Origin of the sequence: Psychrobacter aquaticus CMS 56, from assembly GCF_000471625.1 — a bacterium.
Classification (GTDB): domain Bacteria; phylum Pseudomonadota; class Gammaproteobacteria; order Pseudomonadales; family Moraxellaceae; genus Psychrobacter; species Psychrobacter aquaticus.
On record NZ_AUSW01000015.1, the window covers coordinates 211,145 to 227,995 of the forward strand.

Genomic DNA, 16,851 nt, shown 5'->3' on the forward strand with positions numbered 1-16,851 from the left:
TTGCTAAATAGCGCACTAAATGCTTCAGAGTTATCGCATTAGCGATAAGTCACATTAACAAGGAGATTTTCTCATGGCACATAAAAAAGCTGCCGGTTCGAGCCGTAACGGTCGTGATTCAAACCCAAAAATGCTTGGTGTAAAGATCTTTGGTGGCCAAGCTATCACAGCTGGTAACATCATCGTTCGTCAACGTGGTACAGAGTTCCATGCAGGCGAAGGCGTTGGCATGGGTCGTGATCATACTTTATTTGCACTGAATGATGGTGTTGTAAAGTTTGCGACCAAAGGCAAATTTAATCGTCGTTATGTGACGGTTGAAAACGCATAATTGCCCATCTGTATTATTTCACTTTTTTGAATGAAATAATTTGATGAATAAAAAGTCCCTATTACCGTGTGGTAGTAGAGGCTTTTTTTATCTATGGTTTAATACAATGGAGTACGGCCTTCTTTAAAGATACCAACATATCAAAAGAAGTATGACGCAGGATGGCTTGTAACTCTATTGGTTACAAGTGTGTATGGCAGGCGTAGTAATGATTGCAAATCAGGACTAGGCGCGTAATAAAAAAACTGGCACACTGTCCTCCTTACTTATTGACACCATTTTTATGTTGGTGCATTAAGCAATCATAGAAAACAAAAATTTGAATAAGATGTTTTATTTTTTCAGCGATTATGCATTTTGAGAGAGGATTAATGATGACTTTATTAACCAAACAATCAGCCAAACAGACAACCCTAAAACAAAAAATAATGAGCGGTGCGTTAGCAGGTATGTTGATGACATCGCTTGGTATTGCAGCACCTATGATGGCACTGACACAGTCTGCTACGGCTGCACCTGCTGATAATTTAACAGCTGCCAAACGCTTGAACAAGCTTTTAACCAATACCAAAAGTATGACTGCCAATTTTAGTCAGACAACTAAAGGCGCGAGCAGTGGTAATTTTAAGGGTACCATGAGCGTGCAGCGCCCAAATAATTTTCGTTGGGAAACAAAATCACCATCACAGCAGCTGATCGTTGCTAATGGTAACTCTATGTGGATTTACGATAAAGATCTAGAGCAAGCAACTAAGCAGAATGTCGACAGCCAAGTCGGTAATACCCCTGCGCTTTTATTATCGGGTGATCCAAGTAGAATTGATCAGAATTTTAAAATCACTCAACCGTATGCCAATAAAAACTACTATGTGCTTTACCCAAAATCAAACAGCGCCAGCTTTAAAAGCTTATCAATGAGCTTTAGTGGTGGTAAACCTGTAATGATGGTATTAAATGATAGCCTAGGTCAGACCACATCGATCAAGTTTAGCAATATCAAGCTAAACCCAAGCATTAATAGCAGCCAGTTTAAGTTCACGCCACCTAAAGGTGTTGACGTTATTAATCAGTAATAACCAATAAAGTGAACCGCTAAGCAGCATTGATTCATTGAATAAAAAAGGACAGATCCTACGGGGTCTGTCCTTTTTTTGAGCATAAAACAAGATTGAATGTAGATTGGTTTTTTCACAATGATGCTTATGTTGAAAGCATTTGGATGCTCTAAGATAAGGTGTGAATGGCTTCTATATCTGGCATTGGTGGCAATTCATCTAAATGTGTCAATCCAAAAGCATCTAAGAATTGGGCGGTGGTGTGCAATAATGCAGGGCGGCCTAAAGTATCTTTGTAACCTTTCTCAACGATCCAATCCTTATCGAACAGTTGCCGTAATAGGTTGCTCGATAGTGTCACACCGCGTATTTGCTCTATGTCACTACGTGTCACAGGTTGTTTGTAGGCAATGACACTCAATGTCTCGAGCAATGCTTGGCTGAGGCGTTCTTGACGCTGTGGAAAGATACGCTGGATCAATGCACTATAACGGTCTGCGATTTGTAAGCGATAACCACTGGCAGTCTCGTGCAAACTTAATACGCCCGTATCTAAGCGTTTTTCTAATAATTTTAAGGCCTGATTTAGCTCTTTGGTAGACAAAGACAAATGCTGTTTGAGTGTATTCGCAGTGAGCGGCGTTTCTGAGGCATGCAATAGCACTTCAATATGCTTGCTTATATCTTCAAGAGACTGCTGCTGTTCATCAGTCAATGGCAGTACAGTTGCTGATATTGGTTTTTGTGCGTTGTCATCTTGTCTTGTGTCATCAACATCTACCATGAGAAATGTGCTCTTTTTTAAATATTACGTTTGCAATAACGCCTAAGTTATTGAACTTATTTGGTCATTGTTAAACCAGCCACTGTAATGTTAATGGTGGAATGTCATGGCTCGTACTGGTTTGATCTGTACCATGAGTATCAGGTGTAATGCTGCTGTCTGCCTCAGTATATGCCACGCCAATCAGCTGCCGCTTCATCAATTCGAGCACGGCCACAAAACTGACAACCACGCCTATTTTACCTTGCGTTTTGTCCAGTAGCTGATAAAAAGAGCGGGCGCCAGCAGTGCTGAGTTGCCGACTGATACTGGCAATACGATCAGCAAGTGGTACGGCATCAACGTTAATGGTATGCATTTGATAGTTAGGCTGCAGCTGCATTTTAAACAAACTATCAAGCAATAAGTTTGGAGAGTAACTGGGCATTTCAGCACTCATAATGTCTTGATTAGGTATACTCACCATCGCCAAAAACACATCGCGCTCCAGACGTACCAAATTGTCTAAACGCTGACTGGCTGCTTTGATTTGTGCATACTCTTCCAAACGCTCAATTAACTCTGCCTTTGGATCGCGTTCATCGGTAGGTGTTTCTGGCTTAGGTAGCAGCAGTTCAGTTTTGATCGCAATCAACGTTGATGCCATCAGTAAGTAATCACCTGCCAATTCAAAATGTTCCGTGTCCAGCTCGCCAATATAAGACAAATATTGCTCAGTGATAGGCAATATCGGCATCTGTGTCAAATCAACGTTGTTTTTTTTGACCAAATACAATAAAAAATCCAATGGCCCAGCAAATTGTTCTAACCAAATCGCAAACGCTTGCGGCGGCACATAAAGATCTTCTGGTAAATGCTGTACGGGTGTTTGGTAGATGCGGATGGCAGCAGTATCAAATATATCCATAATACTCAAGGTTCCTGACATACTGCCATAAATAAGCCTGCACCAATATCTAAAGTATGACAAATATAACGGGAATTATTTTCAAATACTGCTAAAAAATCACCAACCTCATCATCATGAGAGAGGACATTATCTACGATGAGGACACTACCAAGGCTTAAGGCTTTATGTAACTGCTCGGTATAATCGCAATAAAACTGACGCTCTGCATCTAAGAAAATCAAATCAAAAATCTCTCTGTTTTGATTTAAAAAATCGAATGCATCTTGCACCAGTAAGCTGACGCCAGCAGCTAAACCAGTATTCTGTAAATGTGCTTTGGCAATACCGCTACGGCTTTCGTCTATGTCTAGCGATATCAAATCGACATTAGATTGATGGCGCAAACCATAGGCAAGCCATAACGTCGAAAACCCAGTTGACGTACCAATTTCTAGTACTTTTTTGGGCTTTTGTATCATTACAAGGCTTGCCAAAAATTGAGCAGAATCTGGCTCTACATGACGATGACGCTCAAGTCGATTTGTTTGCTCGGTGTCGTACACTTTGTCATTGTCATACAAAGATTGACAGTAGGACAGAAAATAAGCAGGTTCGAAGCATTTATGCGTTGTCATTAACAATATCCGCCAGTACTTTTTCTATTATTTAAGCTTAGCAAGTGGACGGATGCCAATGGCGCGGCGAGTCTTATCTAACTGCTTACGGCTATGTCGACGGGCTTTTTCTGCACCCATTTGCAAGATTTCTTCTAACTCTTTTGGGTTATTCATCAACTCCTCATAACGCGCGCGAAACGGGGCAATCTCATCATTTATTTTGTTAAATAAAGCAGTTTTGGCATCGCCCCAACCAATACCTGCGGCAAACTGCGCGCGCATATCAGCGATCTCTTCAGGGGTGGCAAAGGCTTTATAAATTTCAAAGATAGCAGAGTCATCAGGGTCTTTTGGCTCGGAAGGCAACTGAGAGTTGGTGACAATCTTCATGATGGCTTTATGCATCTGTTTTTCAGGGCTAACTTGTGGATTGGGTTCCCCAAATAGAGGAATGGTGTTGCTGTAGCTCTTACTCATTTTGCGCCCATCAAGCCCTGTCAGCAGCGGTATGTCGTTATCCACGACAGCGGACGGTAACGTGAACAGTGTTTTGTAACGATGGTTAAACGTACCAGCGATATCACGCGCCATCTCAATGTGCTGTACTTGATCGCGGCCAACAGGTACGTGAGTTGCATTAAACATCAAAATATCAGCCGCCATCAGCACTGGATATCCGAACAAACCCATGGTGACACCCTGATCAGGATCGACATCGCTCTTTTCCATATTGATATCGACAGACGCTTTGTAGGCGTGGGCGCGGTTCATTAGACCTTTCGCACATGAGCAATTCAAAATCCATGCTAATTCTGGGATTTCAGGTACATCCGACTGGCGATAGAAGGTCACACGCTCAGGATCGAGACCGCACGCAATCCAAGTGGCGGCAATGGTCTTAGTTGACTCATGAATAATAGCAGGGTCATAGCAGCCAATAATGCCATGATAATCTGCCAAAAAGAAAAATGCTTCATGCTCACTATTTTGGATAGATTCAATCGCTGGACGAATAGCACCAACGTAATTACCCAAATGCGGAATACCAGTTGGCTTGATACCCGTTAGAATACGTTTGGCTTCGGTTGAGTTATCAGGAGTCTGACTGTTAGAAATGCTATTATTGCTCATGAAAAATCCGTTATTTTGTTTATTAAATTATTGTAAATGCGTTGTTATTTATGTGTGGGTAATAGTGCAAAATATCAGCCATAAAGTATAGCAAACTTTATCGGTATTTTTGAGAATAAAGGCCTACTTATAGATATCGGTACGTCCGCTTGGCCCATGTTTAAAACGGCGATGAAACCACATCCACTGAGTGGGATCAATACGAATCAATCCTTCTAATAACTCATTAACGCGAGTTGCATCAGCGACTTCATCATGGCTTGGATAGTTCTCTAGCTCTGGCGTAATCGTTAAATGGTAGTGCGGGCGCTTACCGCGCGATAGATTGTCTGGTGTCTGCCGATAGGTGTGCAGTGCCATGACAGCGGGTGGATGATCTTTGCTACCCAACTTTGCCATGCGCCGTGAGGCGGTAATTGTAGCTGCTGGCACACCAAAAAACGGCGCCATTACGCCTTGTTTTAGCCCATAGTCTTGGTCAGGCGAGTACCAAATAATGTGTCCCGCTTTGATAGAGCTGACTAAGCTGCGCATATCACGACTAGAAATCTGCTTGCCAAAAATGTTGGTACGGCCGTTATAAATGAACCAGTCAAGCAACGGGTTATTCTGTGTGCGATACATACAGTCCAAAGCAAAAAACTGGCCACAAAACAATCCACCCAGATCAAGCATTGTATAATGTGCGCCCAATAGGATCACAGGACGATTATCTTTTTGGGCATTAATGAGATGCTGTAACCCGGAGATCGAAACAGTACGGGTAAACACATTGGGGCGAAACCAAGCGCACAAAGTTTCAAACACCCCAATTCCTTGATTGACAAACACTTGTTTTGCCATCAATTCTCGCTCGGCTTCTGGCTTTTCTGGAAAGGCTAGCTTGAGATTGATTAATGTATCACGGCGACGTGAGCCAGCCATGTTATAAGACAATATACCAAGCTTACGCCCTAGCCAAAACTGCCAACGTAATGGCAGATATATCATGGGTAAAAATATCAAAAACACCAGCCAGATACCCCAATATTTTGGCAATAAAAACTGCCATTGAAAGGGTTTTTTATCTGCTTGGGCTGTGCGCTTATGGGTTTGCGTAATCGTGGGTGTGCCCTCAGGTATTGCAGGCGATTTAACGGCATTGCTATGCTGCGTGTTAGTCGGTGCTGGCATATCAATCTTTGAGGAGGGTTTACTGGGGTCGTATTGTTCGGGCGCTTTCATAATATCCTTTTGCAGCACTATGGATGGCATCGGGTTATAGCTATCTTATAGCATTGAGGCTAAGTAAGCCTGACACAGTGAGTCATATTTTTTGGCGTTGGGATTGATATTATGATGGGGTAGAGGCAGTCTGTTTGCAAGCTCGTTTTTGACAAATCCAGCCTATTAAGATTCCATAAAGTTGGAGTCATTGTGAAGTGCCTAATGATGAGAGGCTTTTCAAATGGCCACAAAAAAACCTTACAAGCTGTGACCAACTTATAAGGTTTTGCAAAGCTACCCTCTTACCTAACGCTTTTACTGCCACTCCGAGAAAAAGACAACAGTAGCAAAAAGATAAGAGAGAGTTTTGATTAACGTTTTGAGAACTGTGGACGTTTACGTGCTTTACGTAGACCCAGTTTCTTACGTTCAACTTGACGTGAATCACGAGTAACGAAGCCAGCTGCTTTTAGAGCAGGTTTTAGCGTTTCGTCAGCTTCGATTAATGCACGTGTAATACCGTGGCGGATTGCGCCCGCTTGACCACTAATACCACCGCCTGCAACAGTAACATACAAATCATATGCATTAGCAGAGTCTAGTAGTTCTAATGGTTGACGAACAACCATGCGTGACGTTTCGCGGCTGAAATATTCATCAAGTGGCTTACCGTTTACAACGATACTACCAGTACCTTTTGATAAAAAGACACGAGCAGTAGAAGTCTTACGACGACCAGTTCCGTAATTGCGTTCCATAAGTGTATCCTTAGATGTCTAGTGCTTTAGGTTGCTGTGCTTCATGTGGATGTTCAGTACCCGCATAAAGTTTTAGCTTCTTGATCATCGCATAGCCAAGAGGGCCTTTTGGAAGCATACCCTTAACTGCTTTGTGTAGAACATCTTCAGGCTTATGTGCAAGCAGTTTACTGAAGTTAGTTTCTTTAATACCACCTGGGTAGCCACTGTGACGATAGTACTTTTTATCTTGCGCTTTTTTACCCGTTACCGTGATTTTGTCAGCATTGATGACAACAATAAAATCACCAGTGTCTACGTGCGGCGTAAAAGAAGGCTTATGCTTGCCACGTAAGCGACTAGCGATTTGAGTGGCTAAGCGACCAAGGGTTTTGCCGTCAGCATCTACGACATACCAGTCATGGGTCACTTCAGCTGGTTTTGCACTAAGTGTTTTCATGATAAAACCTTAAAATTAGAATTCGTTGAGAGTTTAGCTGGGAACGGGGCTCTCAAAAAACAGACTGCACATTATAAGCAGTAGCGCCTACGCTTGCAAGCTGCATTGGGGTTTATTTTCGCCTTATATACATTAAACTGCAGCGTCGGCCAGTTTTTAGCGGTTCTAAACATTTGTAAAAGTCGTTAATAGCTGTCATTAACCCGACAATTATGACGGTGATAGCTGATAAAGTCCAGCAACAACTTGACCGACTTTGGTTTGTTTCAAACATTCAAAGCGGATTATTTGCTGAACATTACCTAATTGAGTTTCTAGATTTTTATTAAGCGTCTCTTCCAACTGCTTAAGTTGTGGTGCCAAATCTTTATCCGCTTCCAAATAAATCAGCGTGTTTGTGTCAATCAAGGACTGGGTAATCAATGCTGTTAAAATAGGCTGCCATAAGTCCTCGGCATAAGGTGGATCAATAAATACAATATTAAAATGGCGCTGAATCAGCTGATTTTGCGTCAATGTCTGCTCGGCTGTGCCCTGAACAATTTGGTAAGTAGTCAAACTAAGGTGTAACTGCTCGGCGCTTTGGTGCAGCATGGTGCTTTGAGCAGGGTTCAATTCGATAAAAGTCGCGTGTGCCGCGCCGCGTGACAATGCTTCAAAGCCTAAGACGCCACTACCTGCACAGCTATCGAGTACGTGAGCACCGTGGATATCAGCCAATAACCAGTTAAATAACGTTTCTCGTAAGCGATCTGGTGTTGGGCGTAAACCCTCTGCATCGACAAAACGTACAACACGGCGCTTAAATTGACCACCGATAATACGCACATCACCAGCGGCTACATTTTTGAGCTGACTGTTGTTTTTAGACTGGCGACCACTTGGTGATTTTTTCATGGTATGTCTCGTTGACGGTATGTTTATTCAGATGTCGCTGTAGTGGTGGTTTCTTGAGCTTCCAACGCCTTTTCCTCTTTTTCACGTAAGGCATCACGCATGAGCTTTTCAAAAGCTTTTTGGCGCTTGATCACTTTTAATTGATCAGCAGAGGGGGGCAAAATAGGATCTTTTTTGCGTTGCATTACCCAATAGTCAAATAAAGCGCGGCCGATAGGGGCAGCAACAGCACTGCCACCGCCTCCGTTTTCGACCAACACGGCAAGGGCGATTTGAGGGTCTTCTACTGGCGCAAAACCGTTGAACCAAGCATGATCCCAATGACGTTGGTCTATCGCTGATTTATCATAGCGTTTGCCTTGTGCAATAGACTTGACCTGTGCAGTACCTGTTTTACCAGCGATGCGATATTTCGGCGTATAAATGCCGCGTCCAGTACCATTTTCTACCGTTTCTTCCATGGCATTGTGCATACGAGTCCAGTCAGATGCTTTACCATTATAGTCAATTTTGCCATCGGGCTTGGTGATGACTTTTACTTCTGCTGCGCCATCGCTGCTTTTTAACAAATGCGGAGTAATGTGATGACCTTTGTTAGCCGTCATGGCGGTGGCGTTGGCTATCTGTAGTGGTGTGGCCAAGAAATAGCCTTGACCAATACTGACCGAAATGGTTTCACCAGGTAGCCAGTCTTTATCATAAGTGTCTTTTTTCCATTTCGGTGACGGCATGATTCCTGATTTTTCGTTCGGTAAGTCGATGCCAGTTTCTTGACCAAAACCAAAGCGTATCATCCAGTCATGCAGACGCTGAATGCCCATCTCATAAGCCAGCTTATAATAGTAAGTATCAACCGACATCACGATGGATTTTTTTAAATCTACCGTACCGTGCCCGCCGCGCTTCCAGTCACGGAAACGATGTGAGTCTCCCGGTAAGCTAAAGTAGCCAGGGTCATAAATCGTGGTATCCCAGTTGCGTAAACCATAATGAATCGCACCTAAGCCTTCAAATGGTTTGATGGTAGAGCCAGGCGGATATGTCCCCTGTAACGCTCTATTGTATAATGGCTGATCGAGATCTTCTCGTAGCGCCCCATAATCTTTAAAAGAGATGCCTGAGATAAAAGGGTTGGGGTCATAGCTTGGGTTGCTGACGAATGCCAACACATCGCCGTTTTTTGGATCGATTGCTACAATCGCGCCGCGGCGTCCATCAAGCTGCTGTTGTGCTATCGTTTGTAAGCCGTAATCCAAGCTCAACGTAATGTCATTGCCTGAGATAGGGGGTTTGGTATCTAATTGCCGCAAAATATTGCCATAAGCATCGGTTTCTACCGATTGGTAACCCGGTTGTCCTAATAGTATGTCTTCATAATAATCTTCGATACCAATCTTACCGATCAGATCGGTTCCAGCGTAGCGATCTTTATCAATGCGTTTGGTTTCTTTGTCATTAATACGACCCACATAACCAATGACGTGTGCAAATAGCTCGTCATAAGGGTAGGCACGCGTTAACTTACTTTGAATGGTCACACCGCGAAAGAAAGGTTTACGCTCACTAAACTGCGCCAATTGCGCCTCCGTTAAATCAATCTTGACAGTCACAGGGTCATTTTTACTTTCACTCAGACGCGCCAAGATATCTGTGATGTCTTCGTCAGTTAACTCAAAAATAGGCGCAAGTAAACGTAATGTGCGTTCGGGATTTTCAACTTCGTCAGGACTTAACATCGCTGTAAAAACCGGCTGATTGTCTGCCAATATGATGCCATTGCGATCGTAAATATAGCCGCGACTGGGTGGGGCAGAGATCAGTTTGATACGATTGTTGTCTGCCTGTGTCGTATATTTATCGTGGGCGTAGACTTGCAAATAACCATAACGCAGTATCAAGCCGCCCAAGCCAATGAATATTATAATCCCAAAGATAATAATACGACTGGTAAAAACACTGTTGACCTGTTCGGTATCGGGAGTTAGCGGTTTATTCATATAAAGTCAGAGCCCAAACGGTCAGTGAGTCAATAAAAAAGGATAAATGGGCGAGTGTGTTCAAAGCGCGGTGAGCATAAAGGATAATACAAAGGATTTCAATCACATAGGTTGATACAATTTAAAATGACAATGCTTTTACCTGCATACCAATATTTGCTGGAATTTTATCGTAAATTATAACAGAACAAATGAGAGGACGCAGTAGTCAGCCATTTATTTTGCCGCTGTTATTCGCCATGGGACTGGCAGGTCATATTACGGTTTTTCTCAGTGAGGATGCATGCTAAAACGTGTCATCTCTAGTCACAACTTGCCTAGGGTCTACATGTGCTAATGACCATCAAGTATGCTAAAATCAGGCGATTTATTTTATAGTTATTTTTTTCATTTTATAGACACAATTATGAGTAGAGCGTGTTTTATGATGCGTTCTCATTTGCTAAGAGCATTCTATTAGCACGACAATCAACCTGTCAGGGACAATATAAGTGATGGATGCAACTTCATTGTGGCAGACGATAGCTGAGCACCCAGAATTTTTTGCCATGCTGACCATTCCACCGGTGACAGCATTCGTCACATGGATACACGTGTGGATGGCGCTCAAAATGCTGTTTTATCCGATTAAGTTTCGGGGTATTCGTATTCCGAATTTCCCGTTTTTTGGGTTACCGGGTATCGGCTGGCAAGGTATCGTCCCACGTAAGGCTGGTAAAATATCCGGCGTTATCGTTGATCAGACGCTATCAAAGCTCGGCTCGCTTGATGAGTTTTTTAAGGCGATGGAGCCTGAGCAAATGGCGATATTCATCACTGATACGGTGGACAAAAACCTTGAGCCACTGATCGATGAAATCATGCTGGATCACTCGCCCGCGCTGTGGGGCAATTTGCCCTATGCGCTAAAACGCCGTATCTACGCCCAGGCGCACCAAGAATTACCCAGTATTATGCAGTCTTTGGTAACTGACTTGACTCATAATGTCGAAAATTTGGTTGATATGCGTAAAATGATTGTCAATACGATGGAAAGTGATCGTCGTTTGATGGTTAATATGTTTTTAAAAGTAGGGCAAAAAGAGATCGATTTTATTTGGCATATCAGTGCTTTGATTGGTTTGATCTTTGGTATTATCCAAATGTTCATATTCTTGCTGGTGCCGCAGCATTGGACAGTGCCATTTTTTGCAGCGATTTGGGGGTTTCTCACCAATTGGATTGCTATTTGGATGGTATTCAACCCAGTAGAACCGCGCTTTATACCGTATTTGAAGTTTTTTACGGTACAGAGCGGCTTTCCTTTTATCAAGCTTCAGCTACCCCATATTGCGCAGTATCGCTTGCAAGGCGGTTTTATGAAGCGGCAGGAGGAAGTATCTGAAGTGTTCGCTGAGATTGTCGTAAAAGATTTGGTGACGCTTGAAAACATCATGAATGAGATGATGTATGGCGACCGTGCTGCACAAACGCGTGATTTGATGAAATCACATTTGTATAAAGTGCTGGAGTCGCCAGTGATTAGTACCACATTGCGTGTCGGTTTAGGTCGCCGTGAGTATGGCCAGCTAAAAAACACCATTATTGATAAGTCGATTGTCGCAACGATGGTGCCATTACGTGATCCTGAACTCAATGAAAGTCGCGCCAGTAAAATATTTGGTCTGTTTCGGGATCGAATTCGGGCGTTGACGCCAAATGAGTTTCAAAACCTATTACGTCCTGCTTTCCGTGAAGATGAAATGACCTTGATTGTTTTGGGTGGTTTAACGGGATTTTTGGCAGGCTGGTTGCATTTGGTTTTGGTGTTTTTTCCAGCAATTCAATAATAAAGACGATTTTGCGCGCTTTATACATACCGCATACAGAGTAGATACAAAAATGTGACAAGTTGACGCTAATGTACCATGCTGTAAGCGTTACCAACTGAGATCGATACTAGTGTGAATCGTAGTAATTACGAATACTGGACTCTTTTGAACATCCTAAAAGTTCAACGTATAAAATAAACAATGACCGTATCAAGGTAAACAAGGTTAGACCGTATGTTAATCACAGAATTGGGTTATTTTGCCTTGCTAGCCGCCTTTATGTTGGCGATTTTGCAGGTGGTATTACCGACCATTGGTGTTATGCGCGATCACGTTGCTTGGCAGCGTCTGGCACCAAGTCTGGCATGGGCACAGTTTGCAGCAATGAGTATATCGTTTGCGGCATTGATGGCGGGCTTTTACTATAATGACTTTAGCCTCGTCTATGTCTCGCAGCACTCCAACACCTTGCTGCCTTGGTATTACAAGTTGTCGGCGACTTGGGGCGGTCATGAAGGGTCATTGTTGCTTTGGATGACCATTATGGCGACTTGGTGTGCGCTGGTTTCTTATTTCAGCCGTGGTTTACCCTTGTCTATGCGTGCACGGGTACTGGTGATTTTAGCTGGCGTGCAAATGATGATGCTGGCGATGCTTATCTTTACCTCATCGCCATTTGATCGTACCTTACCTAATTTGCCTGTAGATGGTGCGGATCTAAATCCTGTTCTGCAAGATTTCGGTTTGATTATTCATCCGCCCATGCTTTATATGGGTTATGTGGGCTTGGTTGTGCCCTTTGCTTTTTGTATGGCCGCCCTATGGGAAGGTCGTTTAGATGCAGTGTGGACACGTTGGTCGCGTCCATGGGCATTGGCTGCTTGGGGCTTCTTGACAGTTGGTATCGCGCTTGGCTCTTGGTGGGCTTATTATGAGCTTGGCTGGGGTGGTTGGTGGTTTTGGGATCCAGTAGAGAACGCTTCACTGATGCCATGGCTGGCGGGTACGGCGCTGCTACATTCGCTTGCGGTCACTGAAAAACGCGGGGTCTTTAAAGCGTGGACGATCATGCTGGCGATTTTTGCTTTTGCACTCAGTTTGCTGGGTACGTTTTTGGTACGTTCAGGTGTTATTACCTCAGTACATTCGTTTGCTGCTGACCCAACGCGTGGTCTGGTCATCCTCATCATTTTGGGTGTGATTATTGGTAGTGGGCTGTTGATGTTTGCAATACGCGGCTGGCGTTTGACGGTCGAGAGTCAGTATCAGTTGATCTCACGTGAGTCGTTTTTAGTCGTTAATAACGTGATTATTTTGATTTCAACGTTGGTGGTACTACTCGGTACGCTCTATCCTGTCATTGCAGATGCCTTTAATTTGGGTCAGGTGTCCGTTGGCCCCCCTTACTTCAATGCGTTGTTTGTCCCATTAACGTGGTTGCTATTAATAGCGATGGGTATGGGTTCGAATATTCGCTGGAAAAAAGACAGTCGTCCGCTATTGGGTGCAGGCATGGTTATTGCCGTAAGCAGCCTTGTATTAGCAGCGATTATCACGTACTTCGTCAGTCCGTCTGCGATGCTCAATATTGGTGTGACTTTGGCGGTCAGTTTTTGGGTGCTGTTATGGATGGTTGTCGATTTTACCGACAAAACCAAAAATGCACCCAGTCGCCTGAAAGGTTTACGTCAGTTACGTCTGAGCTATTGGGGTCAGCAGACCGCCCATATCGGCGTGATTATTGCGGTCATTGGTGTTGCATTTACTACTACGTTGAGCATTGAGCGTGATGTGGCGCTGGGCCCCAATGACAGTGTTAATGTCCAAGGTTATGACTTTGTTGTTAAAGACTTTCGTGAAGTTAAAGGCAGCAATTTTGATGCGACACAAGCGGAAGTTGAAATAAGCAAGGACGGTCAAGTTGTCACTACCTTATACCCTGAAAAACGTAATTATATTATCAGCATGATGCCAATGACAGAAGCGGCGATTGATGCCAGTCTCATGCGTGATGTGTACGTCGCGCTTGGTGAGCCAATTGCCGAAGACAGCAATGAATGGGCGTTTCGTATCTATGTCAAACCGCTGATTCGCTGGATATGGCTTGGTTCGCTTATTATGGCGTTCGGTGCATTGCTGAGCATACTTGATAATCGATATCGTATTAAAAAGACTAAGACGCTTGTACAAATGGTCCCTAAAAAGTCAGGTGTGAGTGCGGCTACCGATTTGGATATGCCAGTATCAAAGATAGGGGGCAAGTGATATGAGTGCATCAAACAATGCCCCTGATCAGAATGACAAGCAAGATAAAATAAGCGGCACGAAGACCATGAACAAAAAGCAGCTTAAGTTGTGGTTTTTAATTCCGCTGATTGTTTTTATTGGCTTGATCATCATGCTATATATGCGGTTGGGCAAGCCAACGGACATCGTGACCAATACGGCGCTTGAGCGTCCAGTACCAGCTTTTGAGCTCCCTTTGTTGTCAGACACCAGCCGTATCATGACCAATGACAATTTGCCTGATAAGCCCTTTTTGATGAACATCTGGGGTTCTTGGTGTCCGACTTGTATCATTGAGCACCCTTTTTTAATGCAGTTAGAAGCGCGCGGTGTTAATTTGGTGGGTGTCAATTACAAAGATGAGATTGGTGATGCCTTGGGATATTTGAACCGAGGCGGTGATCCCTTTTCCATGTCTATTCAGGATTTATCTGGCCAGTTTGCTCTAGACTTAGGTCTGACGGGCGCACCTGAAACCTTCGTTGTTGATGGTGACGGGGTTATTCGTCAGCATATTATTGGTGAGGTTAACGAAAGTAACTGGCAAAGTCGTATTGCGCCTTGCTTGATGGTTCTCAATGAGGCCAGTAATAACAACGTCAGTCCAGATACGAGTCAAGTTGCGGAGGCGTGCCAATGATAGCCAATCAAATAAAAACCTTTACCTTACAGCTAGCAAGCTTAATGATGGCTTGTCTATTGAGTGCGGCAAGTTATGCTGCAATTGATGTCTATGATTTTGACTCTGTACAACAAGAAGCTCAGTATCGTGGTCTTATTGAAGAGCTGCGCTGCCCAAAATGTCAAAATCAGAATCTAGCTGGATCTGATGCTCCAATTGCACAAGATTTAAAGCAAAAAACCTATGATTTGGTAAAAGATGGCCGTAGTGATGGCGAGATTCGTGCTTATATGCAAGAGCGTTATGGCGACTTTATTAGTTATAAGCCACCTGTGCGTCCATCCACGTGGATCTTATGGTTTTTCCCACCATTGTTGCTCATTGTCTTGCTGATAGGATGGTTTTGGCAAAGCAAACGGCGTCAGCTTGTGGCCAGTGGTGAGAGTGGGATAAAAGTAGACAGTAACGCTGCTGCCCTGTCTGTTGCCGAACAAGCGGAACTTGATCGTCTCTTATCACGCGCTGATAATGACACAAAAAATGATCATGACATCACAAGCCTTAAGGACAAAAAATGACCCTATTTTCTACTGCTGGCTTATTTATTGCTCTAAGCTTACTTGTGGCTTTGGTACTTGCTGTTATTACTATCATGCCATGGCTGCGAGCCTCACGCTCGCAGCATAAACCCGTTGACAATCAACTATTAGATATCAATGTTGCTGTGTTCCGCGAGCGTCTAGCAGAGCTAAAAACGGATAAAGACAGTGGTACTATTGATGACAGTCACTACCAAAATCAAAAGCTTGAGCTTGAGCGTCAGCTTTTAGATGCGCAGCGTGAAGTCACGCCTATGGTCACGCCTGGTATTAAAAGTCGATTGATTATCATGGTTTGGGTACCTGTATTGACGGCGATGGCGTATCTGATGGTTGGTGATCGCACACCAGTGTTTGAGCTTTGGGCAGCCGAGGACAAAGTAGGTCAAGTTGCCGATGATTTATTGACAGGTAAGATCGATCAGCCGCCAGCGTGGGCGATCGAAGATGGTACGCAACTGATTAGTGCGATGCAGACCAATGTGTATCGTCATGCCGATGATCCCAATCGCTGGATGCGTCTATCGGAGCTGTTTTTATCGTTAGAAGCGACCGATTCGGCACTAGAAGCCTTATCACGTGCCTATCGTTTGTCGCCAGATAACGAAGAGATTGCAACTACCTATGCACAGATTAGTTTCTTTGCGAATAAAGGTCAGCTAGATGACAGTAGCCGCCGAGTACTACAGGACGTCTTGGCCAAGAACCCACAGCATGAAGGGGCGCAAATGCTCATGGCAATGGGTGAGGCGCGCAGTAATAATTTTGAGCAAGCACAAGGCTGGATCAAGCGCTTACGTGCCAGTATTGCTGCTAAACCTGGTGACCATACTCAAGCATTGACGAGTTTAGATGAGTTAAGTGCCAATGTGACCGCTCAGCAGCAACAAGCGTCTGAAGGCGTTGAGGTGACAGTAAGGATTAATGCCAGTCTACTGCCATTGGTAAAAGCCGATGACGTATTGTTTGTGGCGATACGTGATGTGAATGGCGGCCCACCATTTGCCGCCAAACGCTTACCGATTAGTGTTATTAAGCAAGGCGAAGCAATTATTAGCCTAAGTGATCTTGATGCTATGATGCCTGAGCGTACTATGGCGTCTGCTCGAGCCGATAAAATCCAGTTGGCAGTTATTGCTCGTATTAGCCATAGCGGAACGGCCAGTGCCGAGTCAGGGGATCTGTCTGGTAACCCTGTTGTGATTAACGCTGACCAAAATCAGGTCAATGTGGAAATCAATCAGCAAATTCCATAGTATGGTTATCTATCTCTGTCAGCTTTTAAGGCTTGCGTGCTGTTGCCGGATACACAGCGCGCAACAGCCTTGTATGAACAGCTAAGTCATGGCAACTTAGCACAGCAATAAGGAAAATACTTGAGGTTTGTAGAGCCACAAGATAAGGTGGTTCTGCAATCAACCAATCCCTA

Annotated in this window: 16 protein-coding genes; 7 read left to right on the forward strand and 9 right to left on the reverse strand. The window is 43.9% G+C overall.

What is annotated here, in order from left to right:
• The first annotated feature begins 73 nt into the window (after positions 1–73).
• Positions 74–331, forward strand: coding sequence for a 50S ribosomal protein L27 (gene rpmA / locus M917_RS04600; RefSeq protein ID WP_021813611.1), 258 nt, complete (start codon positions 74–76; stop codon positions 329–331).
• A gap of 374 nt (positions 332–705) precedes the next feature.
• Positions 706–1,404, forward strand: a complete 699-nt coding sequence (gene lolA, locus M917_RS04605; protein ID WP_021813612.1) for an outer membrane lipoprotein chaperone LolA — start codon at positions 706–708, stop codon at positions 1,402–1,404.
• 151 nt (positions 1,405–1,555) lie between these two features.
• Here lolA and scpB read toward each other — a convergent pair whose 3' ends face one another.
• The 9 genes from scpB to mrdA form a co-directional block, all read right to left on the reverse strand.
• The gene (scpB, locus tag M917_RS04610) at positions 1,556–2,101 is read right to left on the reverse strand and encodes an SMC-Scp complex subunit ScpB (protein WP_040641998.1); all 546 of its coding nucleotides are present in this window, start codon (positions 2,099–2,101) and stop codon (positions 1,556–1,558) included.
• A 139-nt stretch (positions 2,102–2,240) separates the two neighbouring features.
• A complete protein-coding gene (locus M917_RS04615; protein ID WP_021813614.1) occupies positions 2,241–3,077 on the reverse strand; it encodes a segregation and condensation protein A in 837 nt (278 codons plus the stop codon).
• A 5-nt stretch (positions 3,078–3,082) separates the two neighbouring features.
• Positions 3,083–3,694 carry an O-methyltransferase gene (locus tag M917_RS04620; protein WP_051354224.1) on the reverse strand — a complete coding sequence of 204 codons (612 nt, stop codon included), beginning with the start codon at positions 3,692–3,694 and terminating at the stop codon, positions 3,083–3,085.
• A gap of 27 nt (positions 3,695–3,721) precedes the next feature.
• Positions 3,722–4,807 (reverse strand): tryptophan--tRNA ligase, encoded by a 1,086-nt coding sequence (gene trpS / locus M917_RS04625; RefSeq protein ID WP_021813616.1) that lies wholly within the window; start codon positions 4,805–4,807, stop codon positions 3,722–3,724.
• A gap of 123 nt (positions 4,808–4,930) precedes the next feature.
• A complete protein-coding gene (locus M917_RS04630; RefSeq protein WP_021813617.1) occupies positions 4,931–6,031 on the reverse strand; it encodes an LpxL/LpxP family acyltransferase in 1,101 nt (366 codons plus the stop codon).
• Positions 6,032–6,384: 353 nt separating this feature from the next.
• Positions 6,385–6,771, reverse strand: coding sequence for a 30S ribosomal protein S9 (gene rpsI, locus M917_RS04635; RefSeq protein ID WP_021813618.1), 387 nt, complete (start codon positions 6,769–6,771; stop codon positions 6,385–6,387).
• Positions 6,772–6,781: 10 nt separating this feature from the next.
• A complete protein-coding gene (rplM, locus tag M917_RS04640; RefSeq protein WP_021813619.1) occupies positions 6,782–7,210 on the reverse strand; it encodes a 50S ribosomal protein L13 in 429 nt (142 codons plus the stop codon).
• 210 nt (positions 7,211–7,420) lie between these two features.
• The gene (rsmD, locus tag M917_RS04645) at positions 7,421–8,107 is read right to left on the reverse strand and encodes a 16S rRNA (guanine(966)-N(2))-methyltransferase RsmD (protein WP_021813620.1); all 687 of its coding nucleotides are present in this window, start codon (positions 8,105–8,107) and stop codon (positions 7,421–7,423) included.
• Between the two features lie 23 nt (positions 8,108–8,130).
• Entirely contained in the window at positions 8,131–10,104 is a 1,974-nt protein-coding gene (gene mrdA, locus M917_RS04650) for a penicillin-binding protein 2 (protein WP_021813621.1), read from the reverse strand.
• A gap of 494 nt (positions 10,105–10,598) precedes the next feature.
• Between mrdA and M917_RS04655 the strand changes: the two genes are divergently transcribed.
• The 5 genes from M917_RS04655 to ccmI all read left to right on the forward strand — a co-directional run bounded on the left by M917_RS04655 (position 10,599) and on the right by ccmI (position 16,678).
• The gene (locus tag M917_RS04655; protein ID WP_021813622.1) at positions 10,599–11,933 is read left to right on the forward strand and encodes a hypothetical protein; all 1,335 of its coding nucleotides are present in this window, start codon (positions 10,599–10,601) and stop codon (positions 11,931–11,933) included.
• A 216-nt stretch (positions 11,934–12,149) separates the two neighbouring features.
• A complete protein-coding gene (locus tag M917_RS04660) occupies positions 12,150–14,180 on the forward strand; it encodes a heme lyase CcmF/NrfE family subunit (protein WP_021813623.1) in 2,031 nt (676 codons plus the stop codon).
• A 1-nt stretch (position 14,181) separates the two neighbouring features.
• The gene (locus M917_RS04665; protein ID WP_021813624.1) at positions 14,182–14,841 is read left to right on the forward strand and encodes a DsbE family thiol:disulfide interchange protein; all 660 of its coding nucleotides are present in this window, start codon (positions 14,182–14,184) and stop codon (positions 14,839–14,841) included.
• The gene (locus tag M917_RS04670; RefSeq protein WP_021813625.1) at positions 14,838–15,401 is read left to right on the forward strand and encodes a cytochrome c-type biogenesis protein; all 564 of its coding nucleotides are present in this window, start codon (positions 14,838–14,840) and stop codon (positions 15,399–15,401) included. The genes M917_RS04665 and M917_RS04670 overlap by 4 nt, the downstream gene beginning before the upstream one ends.
• Positions 15,398–16,678 carry a c-type cytochrome biogenesis protein CcmI gene (ccmI, locus tag M917_RS04675; protein ID WP_021813626.1) on the forward strand — a complete coding sequence of 427 codons (1,281 nt, stop codon included), beginning with the start codon at positions 15,398–15,400 and terminating at the stop codon, positions 16,676–16,678. Before M917_RS04670 ends, ccmI begins: the two co-directional genes overlap by 4 nt.
• Positions 16,679–16,851: the final 173 nt, after the last annotated feature.